This is a genomic window from Pandoraea sp. PE-S2R-1 (genome assembly GCF_002179865.1).
Classification (GTDB): domain Bacteria; phylum Pseudomonadota; class Gammaproteobacteria; order Burkholderiales; family Burkholderiaceae; genus Pandoraea.
In genome coordinates this window covers 48,688-62,321 of sequence record NZ_NGUR01000010.1, presented here as the reverse complement: position 1 = coordinate 62,321, position 13,634 = coordinate 48,688, and the positions used below count along the sequence as shown (strand labels likewise).

The window sequence follows — 13,634 nt, the reverse complement described above, 5'->3', positions numbered from 1 at the left end:
GCGGCCTATAATGGCGCATTATTCCCAGAAGAGGATTCCCCATGCGCGTCGGACTCTTTGTCACGTGTCTGATCGACCTGATGCGTCCGGAGATCGGTTTCTCGACGCTCAAGTTGCTCGAGACCGCCGGCTGCGAGGTCGTCATCCCCGATTCTCAGACCTGCTGCGGCCAGCCGGGCTACAACTCCGGCGAACGTGCCATCGCACGCGATCTCGCCCAGAAATTCCTCGATGAATTCGAAAGCTTCGACTATGTCGTCGTGCCCTCGGGCTCGTGTGGCGGTATGGTCAAAGCGCACTATGGCGACCTCTTTGCCGACGATCCCGAACTCATGGGCCGCTACGAGCGTCTGCGCCCGCGCGTGTTCGAACTCACCGATTTTCTCGTCAACGTGCTGCACATCGAGACGGTACCGGGCGACTTCAACGGTGAAGTGACCTATCACGACTCGTGCTCGGGACTGCGCGAACTCGGCGTGAAAGCGCAGCCGCGTGCGCTGCTGGCCAAGATGCCGGGCGTCACGGTGACCGAGATGAAGGACTGTCAGGCATGCTGCGGCTTCGGCGGCACCTTCGCGCTCAAGTACGGCGACATCTCGACGGCCATCGTCGACGAGAAGTGCGCCAATATCGCGGCGTCCGGCGCGCCGGCCGTGGTGCTGGGCGATCTGGGCTGCATGCTCAATATCGAAGGGCGCCTGCGTCGCACCGGCGACACGAAGACGCGCGTGCTGCATATCGCGCAGGTTCTCGCAGGCGATGCCTGAGCGCATGGTCTTCTTTCCGACTTTCCAGCCCATCTGCGCCGATGTTGTGCGCGGGTGCGGCCATCACTTCTCGTGAGCCGCGATGCAAGTTCAATCGATGCAATTCAAGGCACGTGCGGGGCAGAAGCTCGCCGACCAGCGCCTTCAGGCCAATCTCAAGAAGCTCTCGACCAAGTTCGTGACGGCACGTGCCGCCGCGATCGAAGAGATCGATTTCGACGCGACGCGCGAAGCGCTCAAAGAGCGGCGTAATCGCGGGCTCGAGAGTCTCGATGTCTGGCTGGCGATGTTCGAGCGCGAAGCCACGCGCCGGGGTGCCACCGTGCTGTTCGCCGAATCGACGCAGGATGCGGCGCGCCTGATTGCCGAGATTGCGCGCAAGCACGAGGTGAAAAAGGTGATCAAGTCGAAGTCGATGGTCACCGAAGAGCTTCAGCTCAACAAGGTGCTCGCCGACATGGGGGTGCAGTCGGTCGAGACCGATCTGGGCGAGTACATCCTTCAGATCAACGACAACGAGCCGCCTTCGCACATCATCGCGCCGGTGGTGCACAAGGATAAAGACGAAGTCGCCGACCTGTTTGCACGCGTGCACCAGAAGCCGCGTCTCACCGAAATTCCGGCGATGACGCGCGAGGCGCGCGAGATGCTGCGGCCGCAGTTTCTGTCGGCCGACATGGGCGTGACGGGCGGCAACTTCCTGATCGCGGAAACCGGCTCGGTTGCGGTGGTGACCAACGAAGGCAACGAGGGCATGTGCACGATCATGCCGCGCGTGCACGTGGCGGTGACCGGTATCGAGAAGGTGCTGCCGACGCTCGAAGATTTGGCAACGGCCATGCGCCTGCTGCCGCGTTCGGCAACCGGGCAGGGCACGTCGAATTACTTCTCGCTGCTCACGGGGACGCGCGCCGAAGGTGAGGTCGATGGTCCCGATCACATGTACTTCGTGCTGGTGGACGGCGGGCGCACCGGGTTGATCGGCGGTGCGTTCCAGGAAATGCTGCGCTGCATTCGTTGTGGCGCCTGCATGAACCACTGCCCGGTGTATCAGAAGATTGGTGGCCACGCTTACGGCTGGGTGTATCCGGGGCCGATGGGCTCGGTGCTCACGCCGAGCTATGTCGGGCTGGAGAAAACGCTCGACCTGCCGCAGGCGGCAACGTTGTGCGGCGAATGCAATCGCGTGTGCCCGGTGGGTATTCCGATTTCGGACCTGCTGCGCAAGCTGCGCGAGCGTCAGGTCGATCGTGGTTTGCGGCCGTGGCAGGAGCGGGCGGCGCTGGCGGCGTGGGGGTTTGCTGCCCGGCGTCCGCGGCTTTATTCCGCCATCACCGGGCTCGGGACGTGGGTGTTGAACCGAATGGGGCGCGATCGCGGCAGCATTTCCAAGCTGCCGTTCGCCGGTGGCTGGACCAACACGCGCGAGATGCCGGCGCCGAGCGGCAAGACATTCCGCGCGATGTATCGGGAGCGCCGCGCACCGCGTTGAGGTAATGGCGTTGGCGTCAATTTCGCGAGGGCAGCGCCAACCGTTTTTCGATGCGCCGTTGCAGCGCCGAGAGACCCGTCGACAGCACCCAGTAGATCGCCGCACACGCGAGATAGAGCGGCAGCGGTTGGTACGTCGATGCGATCACTTCCTGTGCGGAGCGCAACAGCTCGGTCACGGTAATCACCGAGACGAGCGACGTGTCCTTGATCAGGCTGATCAGGCTGTTGCCAAGACTCGGCACGGCCATGCGCAGGGCCTGCGGGCCGATGACGTAGCGCAGTGTCTGCCAGTACGACAGCCCGAGGCTGTATGACGCCAGCCACTGACCACGCGGCATGCCTTCGAGCGCGCCGCGCATGCTCTCCGACAGATACGCGCCGACGTTCAGGCTCAACGTGAGTACACCTGCGGGCGTCGGCTCAAGCGAGATGCCGACGCTGGGCAAGCCGTAGTAGATCACGAAGATCTGCACGAGCAGCGGCGTGCCGCGCATGATGCTCACGTACCCGCGGGCGAGGGCGCGGAACACGCGGATCTTGCCGATCCCCATGATCGCGACGACGATGCCCAGCGCCAGACCGAACACCATCGACATCACGGCAAACTTGATCGTGAGGACGGTGCCCTGCAATAGCACGGGCAGGGATTGAGCGGCGAGTTCGAATGGATCCATGGCGGGGGGATAGATCGTCTAAAACGGCAAAGGCCGACGCCAGCAGGGTTGCGTGGCGTCGGCCGCGTTTATGCGCTTTGCAAGGTGATCGACAAGCGCGTTTTTATGATGATTACGGACGTTGTCGGGTTACTTGGCTGGCTTGGACGTGTCTTCGCCGAACCATTTTTGCGAGAGCTTGGCGAGCGAGCCATCCTGCTTCATCTGCGTGAGCGCGTCGTCGATCGCCTTCGCAAACTGCGGATTGCCCTTGCGGAACGGAATGCCCACCGACTCGTTGGCCCCTTGCAGCACAGCGCCCGTGCGCAGCGGCAGGTTCGACGTCTTGATCAGATACGCGAGCATCAGGCGGTCGTTGAGCGCGGCGTCGATACGTTGTGCGGCCAGATCGCGAAGATATTCAGGCGCGCCCGGATACGTGCGCACATCGATGCCCGGCACGGACTTTGCCAGCGTGTTGTAGTTGCTGCCCAGGCTCACACCGAGCTTCTTGCCCTTGAGGTCGTCAAGCGACTTGAATTCGCGCGTATCGTCTTTGCGCTGAATGAGCTGCGCGGCGGAATACACATACGGCTGGCTGAAGTCGACCGACTTCTTGCGGTCGTCGGTAATCGCGACCTGATTGACGATCACGTCGAACTTGCCGGCGACGAGCCCGCCGATGATGCCGCTCCATTCGGTCGTCACGAACACCGGCTTTACGCCGAGTTTGGCGGCGACGGCCTTGGCGACGTCGACGTCGAAACCATCCAGGTCACCATTCGCGCCGCGATAGTTGAATGGCGGATACGTGCCCTCAAGGCCGATCTTCAGCACGCCGGCCGACTTCACGGTGTCGAGCAGGTCGGCGGCACGCGCGGCGGACGTGCCCATGAGGGCGGCAGCGGCCAGCGGCACGAGGCACAACGTCTTGAGCCAGGTTTTCATAGTGATGAGTTCTCCGTCGGATGAAAGGCGCGCCGCTTGCCGGTTGAATCGAAGTGCTCGGACAGGTCAGGCCGGGCGCAGCGCTTGCACGCATTCTCGCACCAGCTCGGGTCCGCGGTAAATCAATCCGCTATAGACCTGAACCAGGCTCGCGCCAGCATCGAGTTTGGCGCGGGCGTCCGCACCCGACAGAATGCCGCCGACACCGATGATCGGCAGCGCGCCGCCCAGTTCGGTGGCCAGTGCACGAATCACGCGGTTCGACGCGTCGAACACCGGACGCCCCGACAGGCCGCCGGTTTCGTTGGCGTTCGGCTGTCCGGCGACGGCTTCGCGCGAGAGCGTCGTATTCGTGGCAATCACGCCGTCGAAGCCGTGGCGCGTGAGCGTGCCGGCGATCACCTTGATTTGTTCGTCGTCGAGATCGGGCGCGATCTTCAGGGCGATCGGCACGTATTTGCCGTGCCGGTCGGAGAGCGCGCTCTGCTTTTCCTTGAGCTTGCCGAGCAGGGCGTCGAGTTCGTCGCCGCCTTGCAGTTGGCGCAGGTTCTTCGTGTTGGGCGACGAGATATTGACCGTGACGTAGGTGGCGTACGGGTAGACCTTTTCGAGGCAGATCAGATAGTCGTCGACGGCGCGCTCGATCGGCGTATCGGCGTTCTTGCCGATGTTCAGCCCGAGCGGCCCCTTGTAGCGGGCCGACTGCACGTTTTGCAGGAACTGTTCGACACCGCCGTTGTTGAAGCCCATGCGATTGATGATTGCTTCGGCTTGCGGCAGGCGGAAGATGCGGGGCTTCGGGTTGCCGGCCTGCGGGCGCGGCGTGACAGTGCCCACTTCCACAAAACCGAAGCCGAGCGCGGCAAGACCGTCGATGCAGCTGCCGTCCTTGTCGAGGCCGGCGGCCAGTCCCACAGGGTTCGGGAACCGGATACCCATCACCGTGCGCGGATCTTCCGGCAGCGTCTGGCCGACAAGCCCGGCCAAGCCGAGTGATGCGGCCCCGCGAAGGGTTGCCAGCGTCAGGTGGTGGGCTTGTTCGGCGTCGAGGCAGAACAGGGCGCGGCGGGCCAGGGGATAGAGGGGCGCAAGCACGATGTCGGGTTCGGCAGAATCGGAAAGCCGCCATTTTACCGGTATCCCGGCGCAGATCGCGTCTTTTTCTACGCTCTGCGTATGTCAGGGCGGGGAAGGTTCGCGCTGTGCATGAACGCGGTGCGCACTGCGATGTCATCGAAGGCGTCCGGCACGTGAAGATCGATCCGCCGGTCCAGCCGGTTCGTCCAGCGGTCTCCGCTGGGGGCTCCTTGATGCTGCTTGATTCCGCCTGATTCGGCTTATTTGGCCTGTTCGGCTTGTGGCGCTAGCGGTTCACCGGCAGCGTCGAGGATGGCGTCCGGCATGTCTTGCCACTGCCCGTCGATCAGCCCTTGCAGCGGGCGGAAGTTGGCCTTGTAGACCATCTTGCGGCTCGCCTGAATCCAGTAACCGAGGTAGACATGCGGCAGCCCGAGTGCGCGTGCCTGCTCGATCTGCCAGAGGATGTTGTAGGTGCCGTACGAGGCACCTTCCACGTCGGGATCGAAGAACGTGTACACCGACGACAGCCCATCGCTCAGGATGTCGACCATGCTGATCATGCGCAGGGTGCCGGCGCCTTGACGGCCCGGCGGCTCGCGGAATTCGACCAGGCGCGAATTCACGCGGCTTTGCAGCAGAAACTGCTCGTACTGCTCGCGGCTGTCATGATCCATCCCGCCGCCGGCGTGACGCCGCGACTGGTAGCGCATGTAGAGCTGGTAGTGTTCTTCGGTGTAATGCAGGCCCGAGACATTGACCGCGAGGCTCGCGTGACGCCGCCAGATGCGGCGTTGCGTGCGGTTCGGCCCGAAGCGGTCGATGGGGACGCGCACCGGCACGCACGCGCGGCAGCCGTCGCAATAGGGACGGTAGGTGAACACGCCACTGCGACGAAAACCGGAGCGAACGAGTTCGCTGTAGACGTCGGAATTGATCAGGTGACTCGGCGTGGCAACTTGCGAGCGCGCCGTGTGGTGATCGAGATAGCTACAGGGATAGGGGGCTGTTGCGTAGAACTGGAGGGCAGACAGCGGGGAGAGCGGCAGTTCGTTCGGATGGGTCACTGCAAAACCTCGTGAGCCTTATCTGCTGCGTTACCGTAGGCCAGGCCGGTGAGGATCTGTTTGTCGAGATGCCAGACCGGCGCGGGGGCCGCGACCGCCTTTTGCACGTGGGTCAGAAACGCGTGGCGGGAGATCTCGCCGCCGCCGAGTGACGCCAAGTGGGCGGTACTTTGCTGGCAGTCTATCACCTCTATTGCGTGTGTGCGTGCAAAGGCGACGAGCGCGGCCAGCGCAATTTTGGAGGCGTCGGTGCGTTTGGCGAACATCGATTCGCCGTAGAACATGCGCCCGAGCGCGACGCCATAAAGGCCCCCGACGCGCTCGCCCTGATACCACGTCTCGACACTGTGGGCGAGGCCGGCGTCATGCAAGGCCCGATAGGCGGCAACGATGGCCGATGTGATCCAGGTACCGTCCTGACCGCGGCGCGGGGCTTCGGCGCAGGCGCGCATGACGGCGGGAAAATCTGCATCGAGACGGATTTCCCAGGCGTCGTCACGCAGTACGCGGCGCAGGAGCTTGCGGAAGTTATGGCTGACGACGAAGTTCTCGGGGCGCAGCACCATGCGTGGGTCGGGGCTCCACCACAACACGGGCTGGCCCTGCGAATACCACGGGAAGATACCTTGGTGATAGGCGGCGAGCAGCCGTTGTGGCGAGAGGTCGAGCCCGGCGGCAAGCAGGCCGGGCGCTTCGCTGGCAGCGGAGAGCGCGTTATCGGCCGGAGGAAAGGGATCGTTAGCTTCGAGCCAGACAACCATGTCGGGGCGGCGGCGCGGTGCGGTGAGCGCGGCGAGCGCTCAGCCGCGCAACATCGGCGTGAGGATATCCTCAGTGTGCGCCGTGTTGACGGGCAGACTTGGCACCGGCACGCCGGGCACGCCTGCATCCGTGTCCGCTTCCATGTGGACACCGAAGGCCCCGGCGCGCCGATCTTCAAAGAAGAAGCGCAGCGTCTTGGCGACCGTGGGGAACGCGATGTCGTCCCACGGAATCTCGTCTTCGGAGAACAGGGCGACTTCGAGGCTCTCTTCACCGGCGGCAAATTGCGGCTCGCGCATCTGTGCCAGATAGAAGATGTGAACCTGATTGACGTGCGGGACGTTGAGCAGCGAGAAGAGGGCGCAGACGTCCACGAGGGCGCCAGCTTCTTCGAGCGTTTCGCGAGCAGCGGCCTGCGACGTCGTCTCACCCATTTCCATGAAGCCGGCCGGCAGGGTCCAATAACCCAAACGCGGTTCGATGGCGCGCTTGCAGAGCAAGACCTGATCGCCCCATACCGGGACGGTGCCGAGCACGTTGCGGGGGTTCTGATAGTGAATCGTCCCGCAGTTCACGCAGACGTGCCGTTCACGGTTGTCACCGGGCGGGATGCGCAACTCGACCGGATGGCCGCAGGCAGAACAGAATTGGATGGGAGGGCGTCGGTTCATGGTTGCTGCGAGTGTATCATCGGCGGCGCGCGCTGTGCGGCGACGCACGCGGCGTTACGGGATAACCCGTTCTATATAGGAAGTGCCGTCATGGCGCAGTGCGGCAACGATGTCACAGCTGGCCCCAGGAAAAATAATCTGACGTTATTGTTGCACTGCGATGATGATTGCCATATAATCTATTTCTTCAGACGCGGGGTGGAGCAGTCTGGCAGCTCGTCGGGCTCATAACCCGAAGGTCACAGGTTCAAATCCTGTCCCCGCAACCAAATTGAAAAGCCTGATTTCCAAAAGAAATCAGGCTTTTTGCGTTTTGCCTTGGGCATACGCATTCAACGCAATCGATCTCTCATCCGGGACTCTCGATGTCAGGCATTTTCACCACTAGCGAAACCGAATTCGACGCGATCACCGAGTTGTGGGAAGCATCCGTGCGTGCCACGCACCATTTCCTGAGCGACGCGGACATTGCGTGGCTGCGCCCGCGCATTCGCGAGGACTATCTGGGCGCAGTGACCCTGCGCGTGTTCCGCGACGATGCGGGAGTCATCCGTGGTTTTCTCGGTGCCGCCGAGGGCAACGTGGAAATGTTGTTCGTCGCGCCCGAGGCGCGCAGGCAGGGCATCGGTGCGGCGCTGCTGGCCTATGCCGTGCGCGAGTTCGATTGCACGAAGGTCGACGTCAACGAACAGAACCCGCAGGCGCTCGCGTTCTATCAGCGCGAGGGGTTTGAGGTGATTGGCCGATCCGAGTTGGACGGGCAGGGCCGTGCGTTCCCGCTATTGCACATGCAACTGGCTACCGCGAAGACGGCATCAGGCGCTGTTTGATCTTCGCGCCGAACACGTTTACGGCAAGGCCTGCCATGACAAGCGCGGCGCCAGCGATTTGCGGTGCCGTGAGTTGTTCGTCCAGCAGCAGCGCTGCCGAAGCGAGACCGATGATTGGCACGAGCAGCGAGAACGGCGCGACCTGGCTCGCCGGGTAGCGCGTCATCAGGCGGCCCCAGAGGCTGTAGCCGACGAGCGTCGCGATAAATGCCAGATAGGCGATCGCGAAGATCGAGGCGCCCGAGATGTGCGAGAGCGATGCGGTGATCTGTTCGGGCCCTTCGAACCAGTAAGACAGCAACGCAAAAGGAATGGGGGGAATCAGACTCGCCCAGACCACGAGTCCGACGAGATCGACCTGACCGATCTTCTTCGTCACGATGTTGCCGGTGGCCCAACTGAGCGATGCGCACAGCGTGAGCACAAAACCGAGCAGCGTCATGGCCCCGCCGCCTTGTGCGCCGATGATGGCCAGCCCGGCGGCGGCGATCAGCAGGCCGATGACGTTTTGTGCGCGAAACCGTTCGCCTAGGCAGACAACGGCAAGGCCCAACGTGAAGAAGGCCTGCGCCTGAAGCACGAGCGATGCGAGGCCGGCCGGCATGCCGACGTACATCGCGGTAAACAGCAGCGCGAACTGGCCGAACGAGATGGTGACGCCGTAGGCGATCAGCCATCGCCACGGCACGGCCGGGCGCTTGACGAAGAAGATGGCCGGAAACGCTGCAAGCAAAAAGCGCAGCGCGCCGAGCAGCATGGGCGGCACGCCGTGCAACCCGACTTTAATGACCACAAAGTTCACGCCCCAGGCAAGGACCACGATCAATGCCTGCAACAGATCCTTCGGGGCCATGGCGGCGTCTCCTTGTGTTTGTTCTTGTGACATCGGGAAGGCGAAAGTGTACTCCCCGAGCGTCGACGTTGTCGTCAGGAACCGAATTGAGGGGCGCCCGTTGTTGAGGGCTAGGTGCGAGGTCCGGAGGTGGGTTGCGCCGCCTGCGAGGCCGGTACGCATGACGTATACTTCGTGTTTTGCATCGTAAAAGACGTCGTTTGATGGGGTGCTGCGACATTGCTGCTCACCCGGGGCCGATCAGGACGTATCAAGAAATACCGAGGAATTTGCATGAACTTGCCTGCCCGCCGCGTCAGCGTGGCGCCGATGATGGATTGGACCGACTCGAATTGTCGCGTTTTCCATCGCCAGCTTTCGCGTCACACGTGGCTGTATACCGAGATGGTGACGACTGGTGCGCTGTTGCACGGAGATGTCGCGCGCCATCTGGACTTCGATGCGATCGAGCATCCGGTGGCGTTGCAACTCGGCGGCAGCGAGCCGCAGGATCTCGCACGTGCTGCGAAGCTGGGTGAGCAGTGGGGGTATGACGAAATCAATTTGAACTGCGGTTGTCCGTCGGAGCGCGTGCAGCGCGGAGCGTTTGGTGCGTGCCTGATGGCGGAGCCCGAATTGGTGGCCGATTGCGTGAAGGCGATGCGCGACGTGGTGCAGGTGCCGGTGACGGTCAAGCATCGCATCGGCATTGATGACGTCGAATCGTTTTCGTTCGTCGAGGATTTTGTCGGCAAGATCGCGGAGGCGGGATGCGGCACGTTCATCGTTCACGCGCGCAACGCGATTCTCAAGGGGCTGAGCCCGAAAGAGAACCGCGAGATTCCGCCGCTCAAGTATGACTATGCCTATCGTCTCAAGCAGGCGTTTCCGCAACTCGAGATCCTGATCAACGGTGGCGTGAAGACACTCGATGAGGTGGCGCTGCATCTGCAACATGTGGATGGTGTGATGTTGGGCCGCGAGGCGTATCACAACCCGTATGTGCTCGCGGAAGTCGACGCGCGTTTCTACGGCGATGCTGCGCCGGTGAAGTCACGCGAGGCTGTCGAGGATGCGTTGATCGAATACGCGGCGGCGCAAGTGGCGAAGGGGCACTATCTGGGCGCGATCACGCGTCACGCATTGGGCTTGTATCGTGGCGTGCCGGGCGCACGCGGGTGGCGTCGGGTGCTCTCCGACCCGAAGCGTCTGAAGGCGGGCATCGGTGCGTTCGAAGAGGCGCGTGCGCAACTGCGTGCGGGCGCGTTGGCCGAGCGCGATAGCCGTGACGCGCGTGAGGCGCGCGATGCCGGCAATACGCCGGACGTGTCGTCATTGATGTCGGCGTAAGAAGGCCCGAGAGGGCGATGCGCGGCGGGTCATTGCCGCGCGAGAACACCATGCCGCGCATCGATCACGCGTGTGAGCCAAGAAATATTTAAAAGAAGTGAAGAAAGTGCTTGGCAACGCGATAATAACGTCGCTATAATCTTGTTTCTGTTCAGCAAGCAAGTCATGTTGTTGATCACGGCGGTGGCCGTAGCTCAGTTGGTAGAGTCCTGGATTGTGATTCCAGTCGTCGTGGGTTCGAGTCCCATCGGTCACCCCAAAATTCCTTGTTGTTCCCGGTAGTAACCACTTCGTTTATCAACGAATTCCCCGATTTGTCAATTTGCTCACTTTGTCGGTGACGCCTTTTTCACGCGTCTGCGATCGTAGTGACGCATCGTCGTTCCCGGGTCCGCGTGCGCGGCAAAGTCGAACACGTCAGCCTCTCGGCGCTCAAGTTTTTCCGTGATCGCAACGGGCCTTCCGTCATTCAGCGTGAAGTACGCAGGGTGAGTCGTGATGAGATGGGCAGCGCGACGCTCCGCGTCCTGCCATTCGGCTCGCACAGAAGTGTCGAATGTCGCGATCCATGCAAACTGAGCATCCTGCCAAACACTTCCCCATCCGCTTCTTGTATATGGCTGACCTTTGCGATTGCCGAAGAGGGCCATGCCAGGAATCCGACGCCCTTGCTGAGCGCGTTTGACGACAACGTTCAATCGCGGCGACCAGGCACGTAGCTTCATCACCCTCTCTTCCCCGCGTTTGCGCTTGGCACTTTCGACTAGAACGCCATCGTCCCGTATGCCCGAGCGGTGGAAAGGTCGCACCTCGGCCGCGCGGAACCCAGTGAGGTAAGCGAACATCGCTGCGCATCCCATCGTCTTGAAGGGCAGATCCTGTTTGATCGCCCACAGGTAGAAGCGCGTCACTTGGCGGCTCGTCACATCACGCCGGATTACTTCCGTCTCGTTGAGCATGAGCCCGATAAACGGGTTGACGTCTATCAAGCCCCAACGCACGGCGTAATTGCAGATCGTCTGCATGGCGGCCATGTCTTTGTTTGCGCTTGCCGGGGCGCCGGCCGCTGCCCGAGCGTCGAGGTACTGATAGCCGTGGACCATCTTGAGCGACGTCGGGGACATTCGGCCAAAGAACTTCGTGAGGTTCGCATATCGCGAGTTACGAACAGCGATCCCGTCTTTGCTTTGGTCTCGATAGTGCTTCGGGTCGTGGTCCTTCTTGAAGCGATCGATCATGTCACCGACTGAGCCGGCCACGACCTGTCCGGCCTGGATATCCAGAGCTCGTCGCTTCGCCGTTGATTCCGCGACACTGATACTTGCCCGATCACCAACCGGCGCAGTAGCGAGGGTCTCGCCGCGACCGTCCGGATAGAGGTAGATGAACGAAACCTTCGTTACGCCCGTGCGCTTATAAAGGCGCGGTACGGTGGTGCGCTCTCTATGCGTGGATGAAGGCTTTGAGGTTCGGCGTTTCGTCATGCTTCGTGTTCTCGATTTCGTGGGCGATACCCATTTTTTTGTCGCGGTAGGCGCGTGCAACCTTCGGTTGACCGTGTGCGTCAACGACATAGCGCCAGCGGTGGGTGGTAAGCCACTTCATCATGGCGGCCCGTTGGTTTGCCTTGCATCCAATCAGCTCGGCGAGCTCGTGCATGGAGAGGTAGTCGCTCATCTCACAATTCCCCAATCTCTCGCGGTCACCCGCAGAATTTCGTTCGTACTATCATGGCTTCTCGGCCACTCTCGGAAGCCGCTCAAACCATGCCGTCCATCAACTTTGTGCATCGCGGGTGCACCGTCGACATTCAGATCGGCGAGCGTGCGACTCTGTGGGACATCACCATCGAAGTCACGCCTTTCGACGGAGTAGAGCTCATCGAGCCCTTCGGCCCCAGAAAACTCAAGCTGCCAAAGACCGAAGCGCTCGACGACATCACGAACACCCTTGTGGACGAGGTATGTCTGGCGATTGATCAGCGGCTGGTCGGCTGCTGAGTCAGCCGTTTGAAGTGGGTGTGCGCGGGATTTCCTTAGGAACAAGCATCCCAGCGTCGCGTAGCCTGTCCTGACCGTTAGCCACTTTTGCCCCAAGCCATACGGACTCAAGCCCCCACGTTCTGGCGGGCTTCTTTTTTTCGACGATGGGTTGGTGGTCATTCGCATAGCCCATACGCCGACGAGCATGCCGTCGGTCCTTCGAAATCTCCGAGTAGGTCGTATTGGCGACCGCCTCGCGTGGTCTTGCTCCATTCAACGACCGCGTGAATCGTGCTGTCTTGTCCCGAATGCCCTTGAGTTCCCATGTGGAAGAACGACACCGGCGAGCGCGGGCGGCAGACATCCGACACCAAGCGTTCCCATGCTGCGATGCGCTCGATGTGTTCCGGGAACCGCCGGGCAATTTCCCGCAGTTCGGCTTTCGAGCAGTTGATGCACGGCATGCAACCGACCCGCGTCATTCCCTGGGTGTACAGCGGGTTCGGCTTTACTCCGGCCAGTTCATGCGCCTGAAAAACGTCGCGCACGTTCCAACGCAGAATCGGGCGGTAGTTGAACAGGCCGCCGCCTGCGACTTCGAATGCCTTCACACACGCGCCGGTGCCCTGTAGCCGCTCGCGGCGACTCTGGCTCTCGTCGATCCGCACGCCCTGCCACGACCATACGGCCAGACCGGAGTCGATGATGTTCAGTGCATACGAGGTGAGCGGCTGGGTTTTCAGGTAGTCGGTGCAGTACTGGCGCTTCCGCGAAGGGAATCCGCCCTTAAGCATGCACATGTCGAGGTAAGGGTTACCGGTCGGGTGGAGCAGCTCAAGCGCTCGTTCGGCGGATGCCGGCGTCCAGGCGTACTGGAACTTGCGTTTCCCGTACACGGCGGATTCCGGCTCCCCGCCCGCCAGCCTTGCGAGGTTGGCCCGCTTCGTTGCGAACTCGTCGGAGAAATCGGCCGCGACCACCTCGACTGCGATGCCGAGTGCCTCCGGCAAGTAGCCCAAGGCATATTCGTACGTGGCTTCGTGCTCGTTGCCGGTGTCGGCAAAAACGAAGCGGCAGTTCTCGCGGCCGTGCATCTCAACGGCGAGAATCGCAGTCGCCGTGCTGTCCTTTCCGCCAGACATTGAGACGACGTGAACCGTGTCGCGGCAGTCGTCCAGAATGATCTCGTTATGTATCATGA

At 62.0% G+C, this 13,634-nt stretch carries 15 protein-coding genes and 2 tRNA genes; 7 read left to right on the top strand and 10 right to left on the bottom strand.

Annotated elements, in window-relative coordinates; genetic code table 11:
- The first annotated feature begins 41 nt into the window (after nucleotides 1-41).
- A complete protein-coding gene (locus CDV44_RS10845; RefSeq protein ID WP_087688085.1) occupies nucleotides 42-767 on the top strand; it encodes a (Fe-S)-binding protein in 726 nt (241 codons plus the stop codon).
- 82 nt (nucleotides 768-849) lie between these two features.
- A complete protein-coding gene (locus CDV44_RS10840) occupies nucleotides 850-2,259 on the top strand; it encodes a lactate utilization protein B (RefSeq protein ID WP_087688084.1) in 1,410 nt (469 codons plus the stop codon).
- Between the two features lie 16 nt (nucleotides 2,260-2,275).
- Here the strand turns inward: CDV44_RS10840 and CDV44_RS10835 are convergent, their stop codons facing one another.
- The 6 genes from CDV44_RS10835 to CDV44_RS10810 form a co-directional block, all read right to left on the bottom strand.
- A complete protein-coding gene (locus CDV44_RS10835) occupies nucleotides 2,276-2,935 on the bottom strand; it encodes an amino acid ABC transporter permease (RefSeq protein ID WP_058379226.1) in 660 nt (219 codons plus the stop codon).
- Between the two features lie 129 nt (nucleotides 2,936-3,064).
- Nucleotides 3,065-3,862, bottom strand: coding sequence for a cystine ABC transporter substrate-binding protein (locus CDV44_RS10830; RefSeq protein WP_087688083.1), 798 nt, complete (start codon nucleotides 3,860-3,862; stop codon nucleotides 3,065-3,067).
- A gap of 66 nt (nucleotides 3,863-3,928) precedes the next feature.
- On the bottom strand, nucleotides 3,929-4,957 hold the full coding sequence (locus tag CDV44_RS10825; protein ID WP_058379224.1) for a quinone-dependent dihydroorotate dehydrogenase: 1,029 nt from the start codon (nucleotides 4,955-4,957) through the stop codon (nucleotides 3,929-3,931).
- Nucleotides 4,958-5,199: 242 nt separating this feature from the next.
- Nucleotides 5,200-6,006: an arginyltransferase gene (locus tag CDV44_RS10820; RefSeq protein WP_087688082.1), complete on the bottom strand. Its 807-nt coding sequence runs from the start codon at nucleotides 6,004-6,006 to the stop codon at nucleotides 5,200-5,202.
- Nucleotides 6,003-6,767: a leucyl/phenylalanyl-tRNA--protein transferase gene (gene aat, locus CDV44_RS10815; RefSeq protein ID WP_058379222.1), complete on the bottom strand. Its 765-nt coding sequence runs from the start codon at nucleotides 6,765-6,767 to the stop codon at nucleotides 6,003-6,005. Before aat ends, CDV44_RS10820 begins: the two co-directional genes overlap by 4 nt.
- Before the next feature lie 39 nt (nucleotides 6,768-6,806).
- Nucleotides 6,807-7,421, bottom strand: a complete 615-nt coding sequence (locus tag CDV44_RS10810) for an NUDIX hydrolase (protein WP_249277558.1) — start codon at nucleotides 7,419-7,421, stop codon at nucleotides 6,807-6,809.
- 210 nt (nucleotides 7,422-7,631) lie between these two features.
- Between CDV44_RS10810 and CDV44_RS10805 the strand changes: the two genes are divergently transcribed.
- Both CDV44_RS10805 and CDV44_RS10800 read left to right on the top strand, forming a co-directional pair.
- Nucleotides 7,632-7,708, top strand: a tRNA-Met gene (locus CDV44_RS10805).
- 96 nt (nucleotides 7,709-7,804) lie between these two features.
- Nucleotides 7,805-8,269 (top strand): GNAT family N-acetyltransferase, encoded by a 465-nt coding sequence (locus CDV44_RS10800; protein ID WP_087688080.1) that lies wholly within the window; start codon nucleotides 7,805-7,807, stop codon nucleotides 8,267-8,269.
- Here the strand turns inward: CDV44_RS10800 and CDV44_RS10795 are convergent.
- A complete protein-coding gene (locus CDV44_RS10795) occupies nucleotides 8,238-9,122 on the bottom strand; it encodes an EamA family transporter (protein ID WP_087688079.1) in 885 nt (294 codons plus the stop codon). The genes CDV44_RS10800 and CDV44_RS10795 overlap by 32 nt on opposite strands.
- A 273-nt stretch (nucleotides 9,123-9,395) precedes the next feature.
- Here CDV44_RS10795 and dusA point away from each other — a divergent pair, with 273 nt between their 5' ends.
- Nucleotides 9,396-10,451 (top strand): tRNA dihydrouridine(20/20a) synthase DusA, encoded by a 1,056-nt coding sequence (gene dusA / locus CDV44_RS10790; protein ID WP_249277505.1) that lies wholly within the window; start codon nucleotides 9,396-9,398, stop codon nucleotides 10,449-10,451.
- Nucleotides 10,452-10,634: 183 nt separating this feature from the next.
- Nucleotides 10,635-10,710: transfer RNA gene (locus CDV44_RS10785), tRNA-His, on the top strand.
- A gap of 67 nt (nucleotides 10,711-10,777) precedes the next feature.
- Here the strand turns inward: CDV44_RS10785 and CDV44_RS10780 are convergent.
- Both CDV44_RS10780 and CDV44_RS10775 read right to left on the bottom strand, forming a co-directional pair.
- Nucleotides 10,778-11,935, bottom strand: a complete 1,158-nt coding sequence (locus CDV44_RS10780; protein ID WP_141118716.1) for a hypothetical protein — start codon at nucleotides 11,933-11,935, stop codon at nucleotides 10,778-10,780.
- A complete protein-coding gene (locus CDV44_RS10775) occupies nucleotides 11,895-12,128 on the bottom strand; it encodes a DUF4224 domain-containing protein (RefSeq protein ID WP_087688077.1) in 234 nt (77 codons plus the stop codon). The genes CDV44_RS10780 and CDV44_RS10775 overlap by 41 nt, the downstream gene beginning before the upstream one ends.
- Nucleotides 12,129-12,217: 89 nt before the next feature.
- Here CDV44_RS10775 and CDV44_RS10770 point away from each other — a divergent pair, with 89 nt between their 5' ends.
- Entirely contained in the window at nucleotides 12,218-12,451 is a 234-nt protein-coding gene (locus CDV44_RS10770) for a hypothetical protein (protein WP_087688076.1), read from the top strand.
- Between the two features lie 158 nt (nucleotides 12,452-12,609).
- On the opposite strand, the gene CDV44_RS10765 is transcribed toward CDV44_RS10770, so the two are convergent.
- Nucleotides 12,610-13,632: a phosphoadenosine phosphosulfate reductase family protein gene (locus CDV44_RS10765; protein WP_087688075.1), complete on the bottom strand. Its 1,023-nt coding sequence runs from the start codon at nucleotides 13,630-13,632 to the stop codon at nucleotides 12,610-12,612.
- Nucleotides 13,633-13,634: the final 2 nt, after the last annotated feature.

Coding starts and splice junctions, on each gene's coding strand:
- dusA (WP_249277505.1), top strand. CDS start 9,396: ATGAACTTGCCTGCCCGCCGCGTCAGCGTGGCGCCGATGATGGATTGG.
- CDV44_RS10800 (WP_087688080.1), top strand. CDS start 7,805: ATGTCAGGCATTTTCACCACTAGCGAAACCGAATTCGACGCGATCACC.
- CDV44_RS10780 (WP_141118716.1), bottom strand. CDS start 11,935: ATGACGAAACGCCGAACCTCAAAGCCTTCATCCACGCATAGAGAGCGC.
- CDV44_RS10840 (WP_087688084.1), top strand. CDS start 850: ATGCAAGTTCAATCGATGCAATTCAAGGCACGTGCGGGGCAGAAGCTC.
- CDV44_RS10765 (WP_087688075.1), bottom strand. CDS start 13,632: ATGATACATAACGAGATCATTCTGGACGACTGCCGCGACACGGTTCAC.
- CDV44_RS10795 (WP_087688079.1), bottom strand. CDS start 9,122: ATGGCCCCGAAGGATCTGTTGCAGGCATTGATCGTGGTCCTTGCCTGG.
- aat (WP_058379222.1), bottom strand. CDS start 6,767: ATGGTTGTCTGGCTCGAAGCTAACGATCCCTTTCCTCCGGCCGATAAC.
- CDV44_RS10835 (WP_058379226.1), bottom strand. CDS start 2,935: ATGGATCCATTCGAACTCGCCGCTCAATCCCTGCCCGTGCTATTGCAG.
- CDV44_RS10770 (WP_087688076.1), top strand. CDS start 12,218: ATGCCGTCCATCAACTTTGTGCATCGCGGGTGCACCGTCGACATTCAG.
- CDV44_RS10775 (WP_087688077.1), bottom strand. CDS start 12,128: ATGAGCGACTACCTCTCCATGCACGAGCTCGCCGAGCTGATTGGATGC.
- CDV44_RS10845 (WP_087688085.1), top strand. CDS start 42: ATGCGCGTCGGACTCTTTGTCACGTGTCTGATCGACCTGATGCGTCCG.
- CDV44_RS10830 (WP_087688083.1), bottom strand. CDS start 3,862: ATGAAAACCTGGCTCAAGACGTTGTGCCTCGTGCCGCTGGCCGCTGCC.